Consider the following 15695-nt stretch of genomic DNA (forward strand, 5'->3'; position numbering starts at 1 on the left):
ACATTACTTTACATTAGGACAATCACACGTATATCGTTTTAATGGGCTATAGATATATTTAAGAAAAATATAGAAGAGTATAAAGCAAAATCAAAAAAGCAAACAGTACTCTATGGTGAAACCTTATTTGTCAATGGAATAGCTGTAGTAGAATTTGAAAATGATACAAGCACAAGTAATTAATTCAGGTAGCGAGGGTAACGCTGTGGTTTATGACAACGCAATAATGGTAGATTGTGGCGTTTCTCTCAAAGCCTTAGAAGCAGTAAAACGTTCTTTGAAAATTGTGTTACTCACTCACCAGCACGGCGACCATTTAAAGTTGCGAACCTTGCAACGATTACAAGCTGAGCGACCTACCTTGCGAATAGCCTGCGGGGCATTTCTGTTAGACAAGTTGGAGGGCATTAACAATATCGATGTGTTAGAAGTAGGTAAGTTATACGATTACGGGGCGTTTAAAGTATCGCCAGTGAAGCTGTACCACGACGTGCCAAATGTAGGGTGGCGAATATTTCTTAACAACGGACAAAAGATATTCCACGCTACCGATACAGCGCACTTGGATGGTATTACTGCCAAAGGTTATGATTTGTACGCTATTGAGCATAATTACTGTGAAGAGTACATACAACAAGCGATAGAAGAAGCGCACGCAAAGGGCGAATATACGCACGCATACGGCAATATCAATACACACCTGAGCATACAGCAAGCAAGAGCGTTTATTGAGACAAACAGAAAAGAAAGCAGCAAAGTATTAGAGCTGCATAAAAGTAGAAGTTTTTATAAGTAAAATTAAAGAAAAATGGAAAACAAAAACAAAATTAAAAGAATTGTAGCCGATTACGATGATGTAATGGATTTGGCTTGCGAAATTACAGGATTAAATGTAGAGAATGTTGATGGTGACTTTAGTCTTGTTGAGGACACTCTTTTAGATGAACTTAACATTGACTTTGATTCATTCCACGAAATAGTTAATAGACTATTACCGCTCATTGATGTAGGGGAGTCTCCTTTAACTAAGAAACGTTTCAAAGGATTTTCTAAGATTGAAGACGGTATGGGGTGTTGGATTGTAAGAACTGAAATTTAAATAAAAATAACTATGGAAATACAAGGACGAATTAAACAAATATTTGCCACCGAATCAGTAGGGCAAAACAGCTTTCAGAAGCGTGATTTGGTAATTACCACCGATGGGCAATATCCACAGTCAATCCTCATTCAGTTTACACAAGGCAATTGCGCATTGTTGGACACCTTACAAGTGGGGCAGAGGGTAAATGTACACTTTAACTTGCAAGGACGTGAATGGACAAGTCCGCAAGGTGAGGTTAAGTACTTCAATACGGTTGTAGGTTGGAAAATAGAACTCATTCAAACCACGAATGTAGCGCAACAACATCAGCAAGCACCCCAAGGTTATGCACAACATCCCCAAGGTTACCAACATCAACCGCAATACGCACCGCCTCAACAAGCACAAGCGTACCCGCCACAAGGGCAACCACAATATCAGCAGGGGCAAATGTTTAATAATATGGGACAAGCACCCGCACAAGAAGATGACGGAATGCCTTTTTAGAGAACAATTTAAAATAAATAAAAAATGAACAAGTATGTAATTAAATTTAATCACGTGGAAGAAAGTGAGTACACGGCTATTGTAGAAGCAGAAAGCTATGAAGAAGCAATGGATATTTTTGAAGAAAGTCCATTTGAGCATCTTGAAGATGAAGAACCTGATGGTGTAAATGGAATAGATTATTACGTTAGTAAAGTTACGGAAAACGGCGAAGTTGTATATGAAAAAACAAAGGAATTAATAGCGGAGTTCCGTGAATGTTAGGTAATTAACACAACAAAAAGCAAGTATCAATCGGGATAGTAGCAGGTTCGAGTCCTGCATTGCTTTCAAAATAAAGACAAAATGGAAGCACTAAAAAAAGAAGCAAAAGATATTCAGAGTTATTTAGAAATTGAATGCTCTGATAGTCCTGAGGAAATGGTGGAGCGTATTAAAACATTATCTGTTTACTTGGCACGTAGTGGAGAAATGCTTGCAAAGGCAAAGTACCTCTACAACCAACGTACAACGTTGGAAATTACAAAGACTATCATAGCCATAGCAAAAGAGCAATATCTATCGGCAACGGCTCAAAATGCCTTAGTTAAGGGTATAGCTCAGGAGGAACAATTCCTTGTAGATTGGTTGGAGCGTATTAACCGTACTTGTACGCATCAGATAGAAGCCCTTAGAAGTCTTTTGAGTTATGAAAAAGAGAATTTAAGGATAGCAAAAACAGGGTATTAAGCAAGTTTTTCCACCTGTTAAGCAAGGATAAAAACAAGTTATAAAACACTGAATATCAAAGTGAAGATATAAATAAGTAAGTTTTAAAGTAAAATAAGCAATAAAAAAACGAATGAAAATGTTTGTTAGTTTTAAAAATAGTCGTACATTTGCAACGTTCAACGCCAAAGAACGTTATATCACTTTATTTGTAGGAGCGATTTTTGCTTTTACTGCAAATTCTTGTATTGCAAATGTACAAGGCTATCAAACTCCATTTACGGATTGCTCTACTGATAAAGTAAGTAATTGTTCTTTGGCGAGAACGGAGGGCGATAGCCTTTCTTATTTCTTATTATTAACAAATATTTTCAAACGTAAAATGCCAAAGAACTTTGAAAATGTTAATGCAATGAATAGCAGTAATTGCATAGACACGCCTTGCAGTGCGAAAACTGCCCACACTTCACTTTTAGAAATCCTACCGAAAGTAGAACACATCGGAATGGATTTGGAGGGTAAAATCTACAATCTTACCCAAACGAAAAATCACCTATTAGACCTTTTTAATGAGGTAATGGACAAGTTGCCTGAAAGCAGGGTAAAGGATAGCCTATACTCTATTTTGTGGCAAATACAGACGATTGACGACTGCATTGCAAGTTGTCTAACCGCTGACGACTTCACGAATTTGGATAACTTCATTTTCTTCTCAAAGGAATTACTAACATCTAAAATTATTTAACTATGTACGAAATAACAAATACAAATTATCAACCTATGCAAGAGTTGATTAAAATCACTGAACAAAATGGCAAACGTGCTGTATCTGCAAGAGAGTTGCATACATTTTTAGAAGTTGAAACGAGATTTGATATTTGGTGTAGCCGTATGTTTGATTATGGTTTTGCCGAAAACATTGATTATCAACATTTGTACAAAAATGTACAATTGCCAAATGGTGCTATAAGGAAAGTTTTAGACGACTACGCCCTTACATTGGATTGCGCCAAAGAGATTGCAATGTTGCAACGTTCTGAAAGAGGCAAAATGGCTCGTCAATATTTTATTGAGTGCGAAAAGCAGTTAAGAGCAAAAGAACAAGCACATCAACAAATTCCTCAATCATTTTCAGAAGCATTGCGATTAGCAGCTGAACAAGCCGAGAGGATAGAAGCCCAACAAAAGCAACTGCAAGCACAAGCCCCCAAGGTATTGTTTGCTGACACTGTTATAGGCTCTCAATCGTCCTGCCTTATTGGTGAATTGGCAAAACTTATCACTCAAAAAGGCTATGAGATAGGCGAAAAGAGGCTATTTAAGTGGTTGAGAGAAAATCACTACTTAGGTACAAGAGGCGAATATTATAACATTCCTAACCAGCAATACATTGAGCAAGGACTATTCGAGTTAAAGAAAGGTACACGCTCAGGAAGTGGCGGGGTAATGCACACCACTATTACACCTAAGGTAACGGGTAAGGGGCAAGTTTATTTTGTTAATAAGTTCCTTAAAACAATATAAAAGAATTGTAATTTTTCCATTGTGCGCCCCGATAGGCAAGCTCTCACGTTCGAGCCGTGAGCGGGGGCTAAGCAGGTAGCACCTGCAAGCAATTAATAACCGATTTGAGATGAGATTGAGTGCGCATAAATCTTTATCAAATCTCTAATTTCAAATCAAAATGAATGAGTATCAGAAATTTTTGCAGCAGAAGCAAAAGGCAAAGGAGCATAAGGGATTTACTCCACTACCGATGAACCCTAAACTATTCCCCTTTCAGCAGCGTATAGTTGCCCAAAACATTATGAAAGGCAAACATGCTGTATTTGCGGATTGTGGTTTAGGTAAGACGGTAATGGAACTTGAAACAGCGAGCCAAATCGTAAGGCACACAAATAAGCCCGTGTTAATCATTGCCCCATTGGTGGTTGTAGCACAAACTAAAAGAGAAGCAGAAAAATTTGGGTTTGACCTTGATAAGGTAACGATCACCAACTTTGAGAATTTGCACAATATCAACCCACAAGAGTATGCAGGGCTGATCGTCGATGAAAGTTCGATAATGAAAAACTTTGAGGGGCATATAAAAAAGCAACTATTTGAGTATTTCCATAATACCCCCTACAAGTTTGCTTTTACGGCTACCCCATCGCCAAACGACCCTATGGAGTTAGCAAACCATTCAGAATTTTTAGGTTATCAAAGTAGGTTAGGAATGCTCGCTACTTACTTTATTAATGATCAAGATCACACAAGTAAATGGCGATTAAAAAAGCACGCGGTAGAAAAGTTTTACCAGTTCGTATCGAGTTGGGCGGTAATGCTCACCAATCCTGCTGATATAGGTTACCCAATGCAAGGGTATGATTTATCAGAGGTGATTTACAAAGAGCATCAAATTATTACGCAAAACGATTTTAGTAATGGTTTGTTATTCCCTGATATGGCAGTATCGGCTACTGACTTTAATAAGGAGTTAAGGCGTACTAAGAAAGAACGTATAGCTAAGGCTATTGAGATTGCTAATGCTGATGATGATCCTCATATTGTGTGGGTAAAACTCAATGATGAAAGCAAGGATGTTACGGCTGGTATTCGTGGAGCGGTAGAAGTGTCAGGAAAAGATGAGCCAGAGGAAAAGGCGCAAAAGCTGTTAGACTTTGTAGACGGCAAATATAGAGTATTAGTAACAAAACCTCAGATAGCAAAGTACGGGCTAAACTTTCAGCACTGTCTGCATCAAACTTTTATGAGTCCTGATTTCTCTTTTGAAGGATTTTACCAAGCGGTAAGACGATCACATCGTTTTGGAAAAAAAGGTGATGTAACAGTGAATATCATCACTACCGACACAATGCAGAACATTATGAGTTCTATAAGAGAAAAAGAGACACAATTCAAACAAATGCAAGAATTAATGATTAAAAACCAAGAAATATGCAAACACCTACATTCAGAGCCATACACGGCGATTGCGTAGATGAAGTGGCTAAACTCCCTACCGATAGTATAGATTTCTCAATATTCAGCCCCCCATTTGCTGAGTTATACGTTTATTCAGATGATATTCGTGATATGGGTAACTGCCAAGATTATGAAGAGTTTTTTGTACACTTTCAATTCCTTGTAAAAGAATTAGCAAGGGTAGTAAAGAGCGGACGATTGGTAGCCGTACATTGTATGGACTTGCCCGCAATGAAAGGCAAGGACGGATACATCGGTCTCAAAGACTTTTCAGGAATGCTCATTCAGTCTTTCCAAAAAGAGGGGTTTATTTACCACGATAGAATAACAATTTGGAAGAGCCCAGTGGTGGAGATGACCCGTACCAAGTCTATAGGATTGCTTCATAAAACGATCAAAAAAGACAGTAGTATGTCTCGCACGGGTATTCCTGATTATATCTTAGTGTTTCGCAATGCAGGTGATAATCTTGTACCTATTACACACCAAGATACTGATGAAAAACAAGAGAATTACCTCCCCGTAAGTTTATGGCAAAAGTACGCCGAGCCAGTATGGTATGATATAAACTACTCCGATACCTTGCAATACACCAGCGCACGTGATGAGAAAGACGAAAAGCATATTTGTCCCTTACAATTAGAAACCATTAGGCGTTGTTTGCATTTGTGGAGCAATGAAGGCGAAACCGTATTAAGTCCATTTGGAGGTATAGGAAGTGAAGGACACGAGAGTTTGAGGCTAAAACGCAACTTTATAGGGATAGAACTCAAGCCTTCTTATTACAACCAAATGCAAAGAAACTTACAACGGATGATTGACGATCTTAATCAAACAACCTTATTCTAAATACATCATTCATTTGTCTCCCCTTGCATAGCGCAAGGCGTTAGTAAGGGGAGTTTTTTAAACATTAAAAGACTATGGCAAGACCTAAAAAAACCGGACTTGAATTTCCTAAATGGAATCCTCAATTTTCTACAAGACTAAAATTTAGAAATTCAAATCAAAAAGTAAGATACAAAGCATTAAGAAACTCATCAGATAGTTTTATAAAACGAAAAGATGTTAGAGACTTTTTGTTAGAAAAGTATAACTACCAATGTTCTATATGCGGTAGTACAGATAGCTTAGAGATTGACCATATCATTTCAGTTTTCAAAGCAAGTATTAAAGAGTTTGATATAGATAAACTAAATAATATTGAAAACTTGACAGTGCTATGTCGCAAATGTAATAGCGGAAAACAAGTTTAAAATATCTAATTTAAAAGTAATGGCAAGACCAAATAAACAAGGATTAGATTATTTCCCTTTGGACGTTGGAATCTTTGAAAACGATAAGATTTTGGCTATCTCGGGGGAGTTCTCTGTAAAAGGAGAGATAATCGTGTTGCGGCTACTTTGTGAAATATACCGTAATGGGTATTTCGTGGAGTTTTCGGAACTTTTAAAAAACAAATTGGCAAGGCTCGGCGGATTATCTGGTGGGCTTGTTGATGAGGTTGTTAGGAAACTTGTTAAATATGAGTTTTTCGATGGATTTGTATTTAGTGAGTATAATATACTAACAAGTAAAAACATTCAAAAGGTTTATTTAGAAGCTTCAAAAAGACGTAAAGATATTGATTTATCGCAATATTGGCTGTTGGACGAGGTTAATGTATACATTAACTCACCTTCAAATAAGATTAATGCGCACATTAATGCACAAAATAAAGAAAAAGAAAGTAAAGTAAATAATATTTCTCTTTTAGAAAAAGAGAAACAGAAAAGCGTGTGTGTGGAATTTGGCGAGGGCGAAAAAAAAGAACAGCCTTTAAACGCTGAAAAAGAAACCTCCCCCCCAGTTGCGCCCGCCCCCCCTCCTTTCAATTTCAGAAAGGCAATGCTATCAGAAGGCTTTGCCCCAGAACTTGTAGATGAGTGGCTAAAAATACGCAAGGCAAAGAAAGCAATAAACACCGAGCGTGCATTTAACACGTTCCTCAAGCAAGTACAGCGAACGGGGCAGGGCATAAACACCGTACTGAGCATTATCGTACAGAAGCAATGGAAAGGTTTTGAGGCTAATTGGCTACACGCAACACAAGCGCCTCACCAAACCGCTAACAAGCAAATTAACTTAGATGAAAATGGAAACATCATTACAGACAATAGGCAACAGCCAGCAGGTAGCACACAATACTACGCTGGTCGCCAAACAGCCGATAACATTAGAAATAATATGCAAGGTTGGGGAGCTCACACCTTTGGCGACAGCTAAAAGTGTACACCAATACCCACGCCTTAGAGAGCTCGACCGTGAAGTGATAGCCACTACATTTGGGCTACTATTCACACGCATTGCTACTCTTGTAGGACTTAAGGGAGAAATCGACCCTTTGCAAAAGCAGGAAATTTGGAACGCTGTTTTTAGCCGATTTGCGGGGTTATCTCTTCAAGAGATATACAAAGCCTTTCAAATGGATAGAAGTGGCGAATTTGGGGAGGTTACGGAGCATTATCAATTCTTTGACGTGTCCTACATCTGTACGGTACTTGGAAAATATCGCCAATGGCTACAAGAAACCCAGCGAGAGCATAACATTAACATTTCACAATTACCACAAAAACAAACAACAATGACAAAAGAAGAAGAAAAAAAAATCACTATTCATTGGCTCACTGAGCATTTTGAGGAATACAAGGAAACTCAGAGGTTACCAATAGTATCTGCGCCTGTGTATGACAGGCTCTATCAGCGAGGGGTGTTACAGCCTTATTTTGCTACGCTAACGGAAAAGGACAAGCAATTAATGCGAGCAGAAACAGAGAAGCGACTCCGTCAAGAGCAAACAAAAGCAAAGGATAAGAAGGAGTTTAGCGCCCTCAAAGCATTGTTAGAACAATATCAGAATGGGGAAACCGACAGCGAGGGGAGAATAAAGAGAATGAAGAAGGAAGATACTTTGAAATTCTTTTACAACCACCTCATTACACAGGGAATTGAATTGTCAAACATTTTAACAAAAGAAAATGAGCAGTAACAAATTTCTAACCGAACTCCGTGCAAGAGGGCTAAATATCACACCCCAAGAAGCACGAAATCTAATGAATATCGCTATTGCTGAGCACGACAGGGAAGTAATAAAGCCGTTGCTTAAACGTGAGAAGATAGCCCATTACGCTATTCTTGCCTTATCGTATGCCGATAGCCTTAATGAGTTAATGTACGGAATTGATGATACAAAGTTCAACCACGAATTTAAATTAGCATTTCGCAGACTAAAACTATACAGTGGGGAGGCTGTGAAGCAATTCAAGAAAACGATGAAAGACGACAAGGTGCTAATTGACGCTTTTGAGTCGTACTCTAACGATTTAACAGAGATGATATACCAGCACTTAGATGTAATTAACGGAGAAAGAATATTATAACAATGAAAAAACAATTATCAAAAGAAAGAGAAGCAGTAGAATTATTCGAGTATGCTGCACGCAACCTCATTAAGGAGTTTTGCGACAAGCAAGAACTACAATTTGAATTCGACAATTACGATGTAGGCATAGGTATTATATGTCTATCGGATTACTTCTTTAACATCGAGGATATATACTTCGATATGAAGCACGATAAGTCGAAGGGCAAGATATTGCAATGGTACGACTATGTGCTAACACACGAGTCTAACATCAATTACCGCTCCTACTGTATGGGAATGAGAGAAGAATTAATAACTAAAAAATCAAAGAAATGAATACCTTACATCTAACATTAAAGAAGAAGTGGTTTGATATGATACTATTGGGCGAGAAAACCGAAGAGTATCGTGAAATCAAGCCCTATTGGACAAAACGCCTATTAGGAAAATCGTATGATAATGTATGCTTTCGCAATGGCTATGCTCGTGATGCTCCAAGCCTTACCATAGAATTAAAAACCATACGCTTTGGCACGGGTAAACCTGAATGGGGCGCAGAATCCAATAAAAAGTACTTCGTATTATACTTGGGAAAGATTATTAACACTAAAAATATCGACAAATGAGAACAATTAAAAATTTATATGTAAAAGTAACCTATACCGTAGGTTTAGAAGATGTAGAAGTCTCCGATGAAGTATTTGAACAATTAGATAAGATGGCAGACTATGGATTTTCTGTTGAAGATTGTGAAAGTAGCAAGTATCCAGAAGCATTTGATTGGCTTGCTTACAACATAAGAGAAAGAGATGCTTTGGATTGGGCATATGAAGTAGAAATTGACTAATAACATTAAAATTACAAAGAAAATGAAAACAATCCAAGAACTCGTGCCCCTCATTCATCAGTGGACAAAAGAAAGAGAAATCTATGAGCAACTAACCCCCTTTGATGAACTCCTGAAAACCCACGAGGAAGTCGGCGAACTTATCAAAGCGTGTTATGACAATGACCGCATAGGCATACGCGATGCCATAGGCGATACACTCGTAACATTGATTAACTACTGCTATTTTAGGAAAGAAAATTTTAACACAATCTTTATTAATTCGTTATCACTAAAACATAATACATATGAGGATTGTGTGAGTTTAGCATTATCAGCGAATAAGCTACTTATTGAATTACTTAATAGTGAATATCGTATGTCAAAGCACAATTATACTGGGAATTGCTATACGCATATACTCTACATTGTTAAGTATCTCAATAACATTGCTGAATTAGAAGGCACAACCTTAGAAGCCTGCCTGAACCTCGCTTACAACGAAATCAAAAACAGAAAAGGCAAAATTATTAACGGTAAATTTATCAAAGAATGAAAATCTACATCTCAGGTAAAATCAGCGGTACAGACCTCACCGAAACCCGTGCACGCTTTGCAGCCGTAGCAAAAGCGATGAAAAGATTAGGTTATGAACCAGTAAACCCTTTTGAAAATGGACTTACCGAGCACGACTCTTGGGAATCCCATATCTCCAAAGACATTGCAGACCTGCTACAATGCAAGGCTATCTATATGCTACAAGGCTGGCAAGACAGCAAGGGCGCGCGTATCGAGCACTATATTGCCACCGAAATAGGAATGCCTATAATGTACGAGATAGAGCAGCCTATAATAAGAGAATATGAATAATTCACCAAAGAACAATGGAATGTGTAACAATTTAAGCACAAAATACAATGGAAATAGACGATTATGATATAAGTTACTCCTCAATCTGCGAAAGGATTGACGGAAACCCTCAAGCAGCAAAAAAAGAGCTATTGCGTTTGTGCAATATGACTGTAAAAGCAGAAGAAAAAGTTAAAAAATTAGAAGAAGAACTAAGTGAGGCAAAAACTGATGTAAGATTTTTTAAAAAAGGCATATACAACACCTTTGATTATTTTCGCAACCAAATTAGCAAACTACCCTCCTCTGTTATCCTCCGTGAAGGAAAGACGATATACATCATTAAGTATTTCGATGAGGATAACATTACAATAGATGTTGAAAAAGAAAGTTTTTAATTACTAAATCACAAAGAAAATGAGCACACAAAAATACCCCACTTGGCTTGTCCCCTTAGAGATAGCCCAAGAACTTAAAGGAATAGGGTTTAATGAACCTACATTATTTCATTATTACGAAAATGATTTTGATGTTACGATAGAAACAAATAGTTACTATGATGAGGGAGAGGCTCAAGGATATTTACATTTTTATATGTCTGCATTTAAAGAAGAAAACTTTAATAGAGATAAGAAATGTATTTCTCTCCCCACTTGGGACGACACCCTCGCTTGGTTCAGAGCACGTGGATACAAGATAACATTCAAGGATATTAACATCGGTACGCAATGTGCATTCTATCACTTGGATATTAAGGAGGGGCACACGTTTAGCTATTTCGCAAAGAAATACGATAAAGCACGTGAAGGACTGGTGATGAAGCTAATAGAAGTACATAAGGAATTTGGTAATAACATTAAAAGATTTGACTAATGAAGAATAGGAAAAACAAACTATTAGCGTGTATAATAGCACCAATAGTGATATTCGTATTATTGTATCTGATGTTCGCTTTTATTTCAGCAGAATTTGATTTCAGAGAATGGGGGAGTCCTCCAAGAGGTGGACTAATTTTAATTTGGTTACCATTAACTGTGTTAGCAATAGGCATAATAATAGATACAGATTAACAACAAAAACGAGAGGCAAAAACATTTTTTTAGTTCTTTGTCTCTTTTTTTTGCAAAAAAATATCATTTATAAAGTATTGATTATATAGAGGTTACACATGTTTGTTACAGATATAACAAAATAAATGAAAAAAAAATAAGCAAAATACTTGCGTAATTAAAATTGTTGCCGTATCTTTGTACCGTAAAATTAAAGCAAGAACAATTATTAACAATTTAAAAATTCAAAGAAAATGAAAGATTTATTCAACAAATTAGCAGAAAGAAAAGGTGATTATTCAGTAAGTGAATTAAGACCTATTGTAGATGATTTAGCATCTCAAATCGTAGCATTAGAACCTTACACTATAGAGGTTGATAAACAATGGTCAGGTTATGGCACTTGGAAATCCAAAGGCTGGGTTAATAAAGCGTACTTCGGTGAAGAATTAGCTAATATCATTGTTAAAGCTCTTAATGGTAAGATAACTCACGATGAAGATTATGAGTTCGAATTAAAAGACTTTGAAGAAGCAATAAACGAACGCATCTACGAATACTTATACTAAGTAATTGCAAAATAAAAGCCCCTAATGTAGTGTTAGGGGCTTACTTGTAAAATTAAAACAATTCTAACGATTTAAAAACCCTTAGAAATGAGGGTGCAAAAATACAAAATAATATGGACAAAAACAAACTTTTCGAATTCAAAATGCCTAAATTCTTATTGGCATTACAACCAGAGCCTGAGCATTTACCTAATAAATTTCATTTTATCTACTCACCTCTCTACTTATCTCTGATATTGGTAATTAGAGAGCGTACACAACAAGTAGCACTTAACGATGAATTAGTGCATAAACCTCAGAAGTTATATGCATACACTGATGTAGAGAATTTTAACCTTATAATACTTCAGAACAATGTAAAGATAACAGGAGGGGAGTTAGCCCCCAAAATATCAGAAACACAATTCTTAGATGAAGCGTGGGAATGGTACAGTACTAATATGATAACACAAGAACAATTATGACACCACACGACAAAACAATATATATCATTCAGCAATTGGAATTATCCGACAGCAAGGTAGCACGTGCCATACAGAAGAGCGTATCGGCAGCGACACACAAGCGATTGCGATTGCGAGACAACAAGTTCACTGAAGTAGATTATCAACGAATTAAGGATTTCTATCTCGAAAAACTCAGAAAAATAGAAAAGTTATAAATATAACAAAATATTTTTACCAATAAGACGGGCTTTTGTTCGTCTTTTTTGTTTTTAGGCGTTTTGATATTCAGGCGTTTGCCTTTTTGTTAGTATTTTTGTTTAGTCTTTTTTACTTAACAAAACGGCAATCAAAGTACTCACTATCAAAAAGTTACAACAAAAAATATTAGGAATTATTTAATATGTTTTGTACCTTTGCAGCATAGATTTAAACATAAAAAATGAAACTCCAAGAAAGTACACTTCAATCCTCCTGTGTGCGTTGGTTCAGATACCAATATCCGCACCTCATTATTTACGCCGTTCCTAACGGTGGCAGTCGAAACGTTCGTGAAGCGCAACGCCTAAAATCGGAGGGTGTACTGGCAGGGGTGGCTGATTTGGTAGTAATGCTCCCACAAGGTAAGAGTCTATATATCGAGATGAAAGTTAAAGGCAACCGACAAACCGACAATCAAAAGGACTTTCAAAAGAAAGTAGCCGCATTAGGGCACGCCTACGCGGTGTGTTACACATTTGAGGAGTTTGTAAAAGTAATAGAAGAAAATGTATAACCTTAATTTATAAAGATATGATTTTAGAAGAAATAAAACAATCTATTGAAAAAGTAACAGGAAAAGACTTTAAAGATAGGACTTGGAATTTAAAATACTTCTGCGGACTTGCTATAAAGCACGATATAGTCTCACAAGGAGATATAGCAGAGTATCTAAATATGTCCCGCTCTCACGTATCCTACTGTATCAAACGCCACACCTCTTTGAGCAAAAACATAGGATATAACAAGATGTTTAAGCAAATAGAGTCCGACCTTATCCAGCGTTGTGAATAGTGTCTCTTTTTCTTGATATATTTAATTTATTTTTCATTTGGTTTTTCTACCGCCCCTAACGAATGTTGGAGGCGGTAGTTTTTATTAAAAGACTTTACACATCATTTTCCACGCTGTCAAAATCTATTTCAGTTTGACCATTCTTTCTATTAACCATTCTATTAAAGTTACTCTTAAATTCATTCCAATTATTAGAAATGTTCATTAAACCAATAACTTTATAGATTTGGGCAGTCAAAGCGGGGTGTCCTATATCAGTGTTAAACTCTGAAAGAAACGAGCTGTATAATTACCTTCTGCACTTTTAGGGGTTTTACTTTTCAATTCTTCTAATACGCCTTTGGGTAGTTGCTTGTATATAAGCTCATTTGTCCATTTTCCTATTACACCAGGTCTCTTTTGAATACCTTTAACAGTGTAGTCCCAATTGTTTAATCGAAATATTTCATAATAAAAAACATCTGGAAATAACTTTTGCCACTTTAAAAGCTCCTCATTTATGTATGCTTTTAAAATAGACTGCAAAGCGTCTCGCTCTCTTTCATATTGGTATCCAGTAGCCTCATCAACAAGAGCTGTAATACCCACCCTTGCAAACCCTCTAATAAGAATTTCACACTGGTCAGCGATAATCCTTTGGCGAGGAGAAAGCACAATAGATTTACGTGCTTCAAGAAAGGCCTCACAAATATCGGCTAAAATAGTAGCCTCATACCCATTGATTTTTTGAGTACCTTTATAGCAAATTATAGGATTAAAGTGGTCCGGCTCCTTGTCTTTGTAAATGAAAGGTTTAAGGCTTTTTTGGTTCAAATATCGGCTCAATCGTGTCCCTGCAGTTTGCTTACCGTCTTCTGACTCATCAACCATTTTTAAAGCCTCTTGCAGACCGCGTCCTGACAATACCCTCGTACCGTCTTGAAGCACATAACAAGGTATAGAAATACCTCCTAAATTTAAAATACCTTCGTGAGATATGTTATGATTATTTTCCATATTAAAACTAATTTATTTCTCCCCCTTCTTTTGCTTCTTCCTGCTGAAACTGTTCTTTCAGCTTCATACTATCAGCCTCCTTGCGTACAAGGTACTCAATAAGGTTCGCTTGCGACATTCCTTTTTTGTCTGCTAATTCTTTGAGGAGGTTCAAAAAAGTTTCTGAAGCTCTTATCTGAAAAACTTTGTCTTTAACACGTGCCATAATATATTCCTTTATGATTAACGGCGCAAAGATAATAAGTAATATCTAATAAAAATACCTATGTAATTACATTTAACAAAAATTTAACACAAAATATTTGCGTGTTATTATAAATGTAATTACCTTTGCACCGTCAAACAATAAGTAATAATTAATTTAAAACAATATCAAAAATGAAAAACACCGATAAAAAGAACGTTTTTACGCTGGCTTGGCAATTTGCACGACAAACTGGACTTTCATTCAGCGAATGCCTTAAAAAAGCGTGGGCAAATATCAAACTCAAAGCAAAAATGAAAACTTCCATTGTAGAGTTTCACTATAAAAAGATAAATGGCGAAATTAGGCAGGCTTTTGGCACGCTCGCTAACACTCCTCCTACTACAAGCCACCGCAAACCTAATGAAAATCTATTTACCTATTTTGATACCGTCAAAGGTGAATGGCGTTCATTTTACAAGTTCAATATCCTGCCAATGTAGTAAAAAAAAATCAAAAAAAAGTGCTTAAAAAATTTGCACTTTCAAAAAATTGTTGTACCTTTGCAACGTTCAAATATCACGTAGGTATTTTATACCTATTTAATTAGATAATAATAAAAATCAATAACTCACGGTGTGAGGGTGTAGCTATATAGTAATGTATAGCAAATAAAACGATTATCGTGGTATTTGAACAGCACCTACTCACACCGTTAAATTTATAACAAATGTTCAAATACCAAAACCAAGCACAAAGCGTGAATAACAGTAACGCTGTGCAAAATCAAAGATTCGCAAACCTTTTGCGGTCAATTAAACCCGCTGATAACTTGTTAGATTACAAGTTAAAGCACCTAACAGAAGTATTAAGAGATACACTCGAAACACTTCACGACGGCATTAGTGAAGATGAGCCCACTACTTATTTGCTCAATCAAGTCAATAAAGTAATGGCACTCTTTGAAATGTTAGTAGGGTTGCTGCCTGAAGATAGTGAGTATTTTCAAAGCGTTACCTTAGTTTGTGACGAATTATTAACTCAAAAATGTGCGTAA

The 15695-nt window shown here is 36.6% G+C and carries 29 protein-coding genes; 27 read left to right on the top strand and 2 right to left on the bottom strand.

Going from position 1 to position 15695, the window contains the following annotated elements; genetic code table 11:
• Positions 1-160: 160 nt before the first annotated feature.
• The 25 genes from RCZ04_RS01990 to RCZ04_RS02110 all read left to right on the top strand — a co-directional run bounded on the left by RCZ04_RS01990 (position 161) and on the right by RCZ04_RS02110 (position 13458).
• Complete coding sequence (locus RCZ04_RS01990) at positions 161-796, top strand: MBL fold metallo-hydrolase (RefSeq protein ID WP_460484256.1); 636 nt, start codon at positions 161-163, stop codon at positions 794-796.
• Between the two features lie 12 nt (positions 797-808).
• The gene (locus RCZ04_RS01995; protein WP_460484257.1) at positions 809-1099 is read left to right on the top strand and encodes a hypothetical protein; all 291 of its coding nucleotides are present in this window, start codon (positions 809-811) and stop codon (positions 1097-1099) included.
• Positions 1100-1111: 12 nt separating this feature from the next.
• A complete protein-coding gene (locus tag RCZ04_RS02000) occupies positions 1112-1591 on the top strand; it encodes a DUF3127 domain-containing protein (protein ID WP_460484258.1) in 480 nt (159 codons plus the stop codon).
• 24 nt (positions 1592-1615) lie between these two features.
• On the top strand, positions 1616-1855 hold the full coding sequence (locus tag RCZ04_RS02005) for a hypothetical protein (RefSeq protein WP_460484260.1): 240 nt from the start codon (positions 1616-1618) through the stop codon (positions 1853-1855).
• 81 nt (positions 1856-1936) lie between these two features.
• Positions 1937-2320, top strand: coding sequence for a hypothetical protein (locus RCZ04_RS02010; protein ID WP_460484262.1), 384 nt, complete (start codon positions 1937-1939; stop codon positions 2318-2320).
• Between the two features lie 118 nt (positions 2321-2438).
• Positions 2439-3044 carry a hypothetical protein gene (locus tag RCZ04_RS02015; RefSeq protein ID WP_460484263.1) on the top strand — a complete coding sequence of 202 codons (606 nt, stop codon included), beginning with the start codon at positions 2439-2441 and terminating at the stop codon, positions 3042-3044.
• Between the two features lie 35 nt (positions 3045-3079).
• A complete protein-coding gene (locus RCZ04_RS02020) occupies positions 3080-3823 on the top strand; it encodes a phage antirepressor KilAC domain-containing protein (RefSeq protein ID WP_460484570.1) in 744 nt (247 codons plus the stop codon).
• Between the two features lie 160 nt (positions 3824-3983).
• Positions 3984-5282 (top strand): hypothetical protein, encoded by a 1299-nt coding sequence (locus RCZ04_RS02025; RefSeq protein ID WP_460484265.1) that lies wholly within the window; start codon positions 3984-3986, stop codon positions 5280-5282.
• On the top strand, positions 5240-6115 hold the full coding sequence (locus tag RCZ04_RS02030; protein ID WP_460484266.1) for a DNA-methyltransferase: 876 nt from the start codon (positions 5240-5242) through the stop codon (positions 6113-6115). Before RCZ04_RS02025 ends, RCZ04_RS02030 begins: the two co-directional genes overlap by 43 nt.
• A gap of 74 nt (positions 6116-6189) precedes the next feature.
• A complete protein-coding gene (locus tag RCZ04_RS02035) occupies positions 6190-6522 on the top strand; it encodes an HNH endonuclease (RefSeq protein ID WP_460484267.1) in 333 nt (110 codons plus the stop codon).
• A 19-nt stretch (positions 6523-6541) separates the two neighbouring features.
• The gene (locus RCZ04_RS02040; RefSeq protein ID WP_460484268.1) at positions 6542-7531 is read left to right on the top strand and encodes a DUF4373 domain-containing protein; all 990 of its coding nucleotides are present in this window, start codon (positions 6542-6544) and stop codon (positions 7529-7531) included.
• The gene (locus RCZ04_RS02045; RefSeq protein ID WP_460484269.1) at positions 7518-8294 is read left to right on the top strand and encodes a hypothetical protein; all 777 of its coding nucleotides are present in this window, start codon (positions 7518-7520) and stop codon (positions 8292-8294) included. The genes RCZ04_RS02040 and RCZ04_RS02045 overlap by 14 nt, the downstream gene beginning before the upstream one ends.
• Complete coding sequence (locus tag RCZ04_RS02050) at positions 8284-8685, top strand: hypothetical protein (RefSeq protein WP_460484271.1); 402 nt, start codon at positions 8284-8286, stop codon at positions 8683-8685. The genes RCZ04_RS02045 and RCZ04_RS02050 overlap by 11 nt, the downstream gene beginning before the upstream one ends.
• Before the next feature lie 2 nt (positions 8686-8687).
• Positions 8688-9005 (top strand): hypothetical protein, encoded by a 318-nt coding sequence (locus RCZ04_RS02055; RefSeq protein ID WP_460484272.1) that lies wholly within the window; start codon positions 8688-8690, stop codon positions 9003-9005.
• Entirely contained in the window at positions 9002-9295 is a 294-nt protein-coding gene (locus RCZ04_RS02060; protein ID WP_460484273.1) for an ASCH domain-containing protein, read from the top strand. The genes RCZ04_RS02055 and RCZ04_RS02060 overlap by 4 nt, the downstream gene beginning before the upstream one ends.
• Positions 9292-9516, top strand: a complete 225-nt coding sequence (locus tag RCZ04_RS02065) for a hypothetical protein (RefSeq protein ID WP_460484274.1) — start codon at positions 9292-9294, stop codon at positions 9514-9516. The genes RCZ04_RS02060 and RCZ04_RS02065 overlap by 4 nt, the downstream gene beginning before the upstream one ends.
• A 22-nt stretch (positions 9517-9538) precedes the next feature.
• Positions 9539-10051 (top strand): MazG-like family protein, encoded by a 513-nt coding sequence (locus RCZ04_RS02070; RefSeq protein ID WP_460484275.1) that lies wholly within the window; start codon positions 9539-9541, stop codon positions 10049-10051.
• Complete coding sequence (locus tag RCZ04_RS02075; protein WP_460484276.1) at positions 10048-10365, top strand: DUF4406 domain-containing protein; 318 nt, start codon at positions 10048-10050, stop codon at positions 10363-10365. Before RCZ04_RS02070 ends, RCZ04_RS02075 begins: the two co-directional genes overlap by 4 nt.
• 47 nt (positions 10366-10412) lie before the next feature.
• Positions 10413-10742, top strand: a complete 330-nt coding sequence (locus RCZ04_RS02080) for a hypothetical protein (protein WP_460484277.1) — start codon at positions 10413-10415, stop codon at positions 10740-10742.
• Positions 10743-10761: 19 nt separating this feature from the next.
• A complete protein-coding gene (locus tag RCZ04_RS02085) occupies positions 10762-11217 on the top strand; it encodes a hypothetical protein (protein ID WP_460484278.1) in 456 nt (151 codons plus the stop codon).
• A 430-nt stretch (positions 11218-11647) separates the two neighbouring features.
• Positions 11648-11962 carry a hypothetical protein gene (locus RCZ04_RS02090; RefSeq protein ID WP_460484280.1) on the top strand — a complete coding sequence of 105 codons (315 nt, stop codon included), beginning with the start codon at positions 11648-11650 and terminating at the stop codon, positions 11960-11962.
• Positions 11963-12075: 113 nt separating this feature from the next.
• Positions 12076-12426: a hypothetical protein gene (locus RCZ04_RS02095; RefSeq protein ID WP_460484282.1), complete on the top strand. Its 351-nt coding sequence runs from the start codon at positions 12076-12078 to the stop codon at positions 12424-12426.
• On the top strand, positions 12423-12623 hold the full coding sequence (locus RCZ04_RS02100) for a hypothetical protein (protein WP_460484283.1): 201 nt from the start codon (positions 12423-12425) through the stop codon (positions 12621-12623). Before RCZ04_RS02095 ends, RCZ04_RS02100 begins: the two co-directional genes overlap by 4 nt.
• Positions 12624-12847: 224 nt before the next feature.
• Complete coding sequence (locus RCZ04_RS02105; RefSeq protein WP_460484284.1) at positions 12848-13180, top strand: VRR-NUC domain-containing protein; 333 nt, start codon at positions 12848-12850, stop codon at positions 13178-13180.
• A gap of 17 nt (positions 13181-13197) precedes the next feature.
• The gene (locus tag RCZ04_RS02110; protein WP_460484285.1) at positions 13198-13458 is read left to right on the top strand and encodes a hypothetical protein; all 261 of its coding nucleotides are present in this window, start codon (positions 13198-13200) and stop codon (positions 13456-13458) included.
• Positions 13459-13707: 249 nt separating this feature from the next.
• Here the strand turns inward: RCZ04_RS02110 and RCZ04_RS02115 are convergent, their stop codons facing one another.
• Positions 13708-14454, bottom strand: coding sequence for a P63C domain-containing protein (locus RCZ04_RS02115; protein ID WP_460484286.1), 747 nt, complete (start codon positions 14452-14454; stop codon positions 13708-13710).
• Between the two features lie 7 nt (positions 14455-14461).
• Complete coding sequence (locus RCZ04_RS02120; protein WP_460484287.1) at positions 14462-14659, bottom strand: hypothetical protein; 198 nt, start codon at positions 14657-14659, stop codon at positions 14462-14464.
• Between the two features lie 173 nt (positions 14660-14832).
• Between RCZ04_RS02120 and RCZ04_RS02125 the strand changes: the two genes are divergently transcribed.
• Together RCZ04_RS02125 and RCZ04_RS02130 are read left to right on the top strand one after the other, a co-directional pair.
• On the top strand, positions 14833-15141 hold the full coding sequence (locus RCZ04_RS02125; RefSeq protein ID WP_460484288.1) for an SH3 beta-barrel fold-containing protein: 309 nt from the start codon (positions 14833-14835) through the stop codon (positions 15139-15141).
• Between the two features lie 227 nt (positions 15142-15368).
• A complete protein-coding gene (locus RCZ04_RS02130) occupies positions 15369-15695 on the top strand; it encodes a hypothetical protein (protein ID WP_460484289.1) in 327 nt (108 codons plus the stop codon).

The sequence above is a fragment of the Capnocytophaga sp. HP1101 genome, from assembly GCF_054772415.1.

Excerpts from the sequence above, each read along its gene's own strand:
- RCZ04_RS02080 (WP_460484277.1), top strand. The coding sequence starts at position 10,413 with ATGGAAATAGACGATTATGATATAAGTTACTCCTCAATCTGCGAAAGG.
- RCZ04_RS02105 (WP_460484284.1), top strand. The coding sequence starts at position 12,848 with ATGAAACTCCAAGAAAGTACACTTCAATCCTCCTGTGTGCGTTGGTTC.
- RCZ04_RS02115 (WP_460484286.1), bottom strand. The coding sequence starts at position 14,454 with ATGGAAAATAATCATAACATATCTCACGAAGGTATTTTAAATTTAGGA.
- RCZ04_RS02010 (WP_460484262.1), top strand. The coding sequence starts at position 1,937 with ATGGAAGCACTAAAAAAAGAAGCAAAAGATATTCAGAGTTATTTAGAA.
- RCZ04_RS02035 (WP_460484267.1), top strand. The coding sequence starts at position 6,190 with ATGGCAAGACCTAAAAAAACCGGACTTGAATTTCCTAAATGGAATCCT.
- RCZ04_RS02075 (WP_460484276.1), top strand. The coding sequence starts at position 10,048 with ATGAAAATCTACATCTCAGGTAAAATCAGCGGTACAGACCTCACCGAA.
- RCZ04_RS02060 (WP_460484273.1), top strand. The coding sequence starts at position 9,002 with ATGAATACCTTACATCTAACATTAAAGAAGAAGTGGTTTGATATGATA.
- RCZ04_RS02130 (WP_460484289.1), top strand. The coding sequence starts at position 15,369 with ATGTTCAAATACCAAAACCAAGCACAAAGCGTGAATAACAGTAACGCT.
- RCZ04_RS01995 (WP_460484257.1), top strand. The coding sequence starts at position 809 with ATGGAAAACAAAAACAAAATTAAAAGAATTGTAGCCGATTACGATGAT.
- RCZ04_RS02020 (WP_460484570.1), top strand. The coding sequence starts at position 3,080 with ATGCAAGAGTTGATTAAAATCACTGAACAAAATGGCAAACGTGCTGTA.
- RCZ04_RS02095 (WP_460484282.1), top strand. The coding sequence starts at position 12,076 with ATGGACAAAAACAAACTTTTCGAATTCAAAATGCCTAAATTCTTATTG.
- RCZ04_RS02005 (WP_460484260.1), top strand. The coding sequence starts at position 1,616 with ATGAACAAGTATGTAATTAAATTTAATCACGTGGAAGAAAGTGAGTAC.
- RCZ04_RS02070 (WP_460484275.1), top strand. The coding sequence starts at position 9,539 with ATGAAAACAATCCAAGAACTCGTGCCCCTCATTCATCAGTGGACAAAA.
- RCZ04_RS02030 (WP_460484266.1), top strand. The coding sequence starts at position 5,240 with ATGCAAACACCTACATTCAGAGCCATACACGGCGATTGCGTAGATGAA.
- RCZ04_RS02015 (WP_460484263.1), top strand. The coding sequence starts at position 2,439 with ATGTTTGTTAGTTTTAAAAATAGTCGTACATTTGCAACGTTCAACGCC.
- RCZ04_RS02125 (WP_460484288.1), top strand. The coding sequence starts at position 14,833 with ATGAAAAACACCGATAAAAAGAACGTTTTTACGCTGGCTTGGCAATTT.
- RCZ04_RS02100 (WP_460484283.1), top strand. The coding sequence starts at position 12,423 with ATGACACCACACGACAAAACAATATATATCATTCAGCAATTGGAATTA.
- RCZ04_RS02040 (WP_460484268.1), top strand. The coding sequence starts at position 6,542 with ATGGCAAGACCAAATAAACAAGGATTAGATTATTTCCCTTTGGACGTT.
- RCZ04_RS02085 (WP_460484278.1), top strand. The coding sequence starts at position 10,762 with ATGAGCACACAAAAATACCCCACTTGGCTTGTCCCCTTAGAGATAGCC.
- RCZ04_RS02055 (WP_460484272.1), top strand. The coding sequence starts at position 8,688 with ATGAAAAAACAATTATCAAAAGAAAGAGAAGCAGTAGAATTATTCGAG.
- RCZ04_RS02065 (WP_460484274.1), top strand. The coding sequence starts at position 9,292 with ATGAGAACAATTAAAAATTTATATGTAAAAGTAACCTATACCGTAGGT.
- RCZ04_RS02025 (WP_460484265.1), top strand. The coding sequence starts at position 3,984 with ATGAATGAGTATCAGAAATTTTTGCAGCAGAAGCAAAAGGCAAAGGAG.
- RCZ04_RS02000 (WP_460484258.1), top strand. The coding sequence starts at position 1,112 with ATGGAAATACAAGGACGAATTAAACAAATATTTGCCACCGAATCAGTA.
- RCZ04_RS01990 (WP_460484256.1), top strand. The coding sequence starts at position 161 with ATGATACAAGCACAAGTAATTAATTCAGGTAGCGAGGGTAACGCTGTG.
- RCZ04_RS02090 (WP_460484280.1), top strand. The coding sequence starts at position 11,648 with ATGAAAGATTTATTCAACAAATTAGCAGAAAGAAAAGGTGATTATTCA.
- RCZ04_RS02120 (WP_460484287.1), bottom strand. The coding sequence starts at position 14,659 with ATGGCACGTGTTAAAGACAAAGTTTTTCAGATAAGAGCTTCAGAAACT.
- RCZ04_RS02110 (WP_460484285.1), top strand. The coding sequence starts at position 13,198 with ATGATTTTAGAAGAAATAAAACAATCTATTGAAAAAGTAACAGGAAAA.
- RCZ04_RS02050 (WP_460484271.1), top strand. The coding sequence starts at position 8,284 with ATGAGCAGTAACAAATTTCTAACCGAACTCCGTGCAAGAGGGCTAAAT.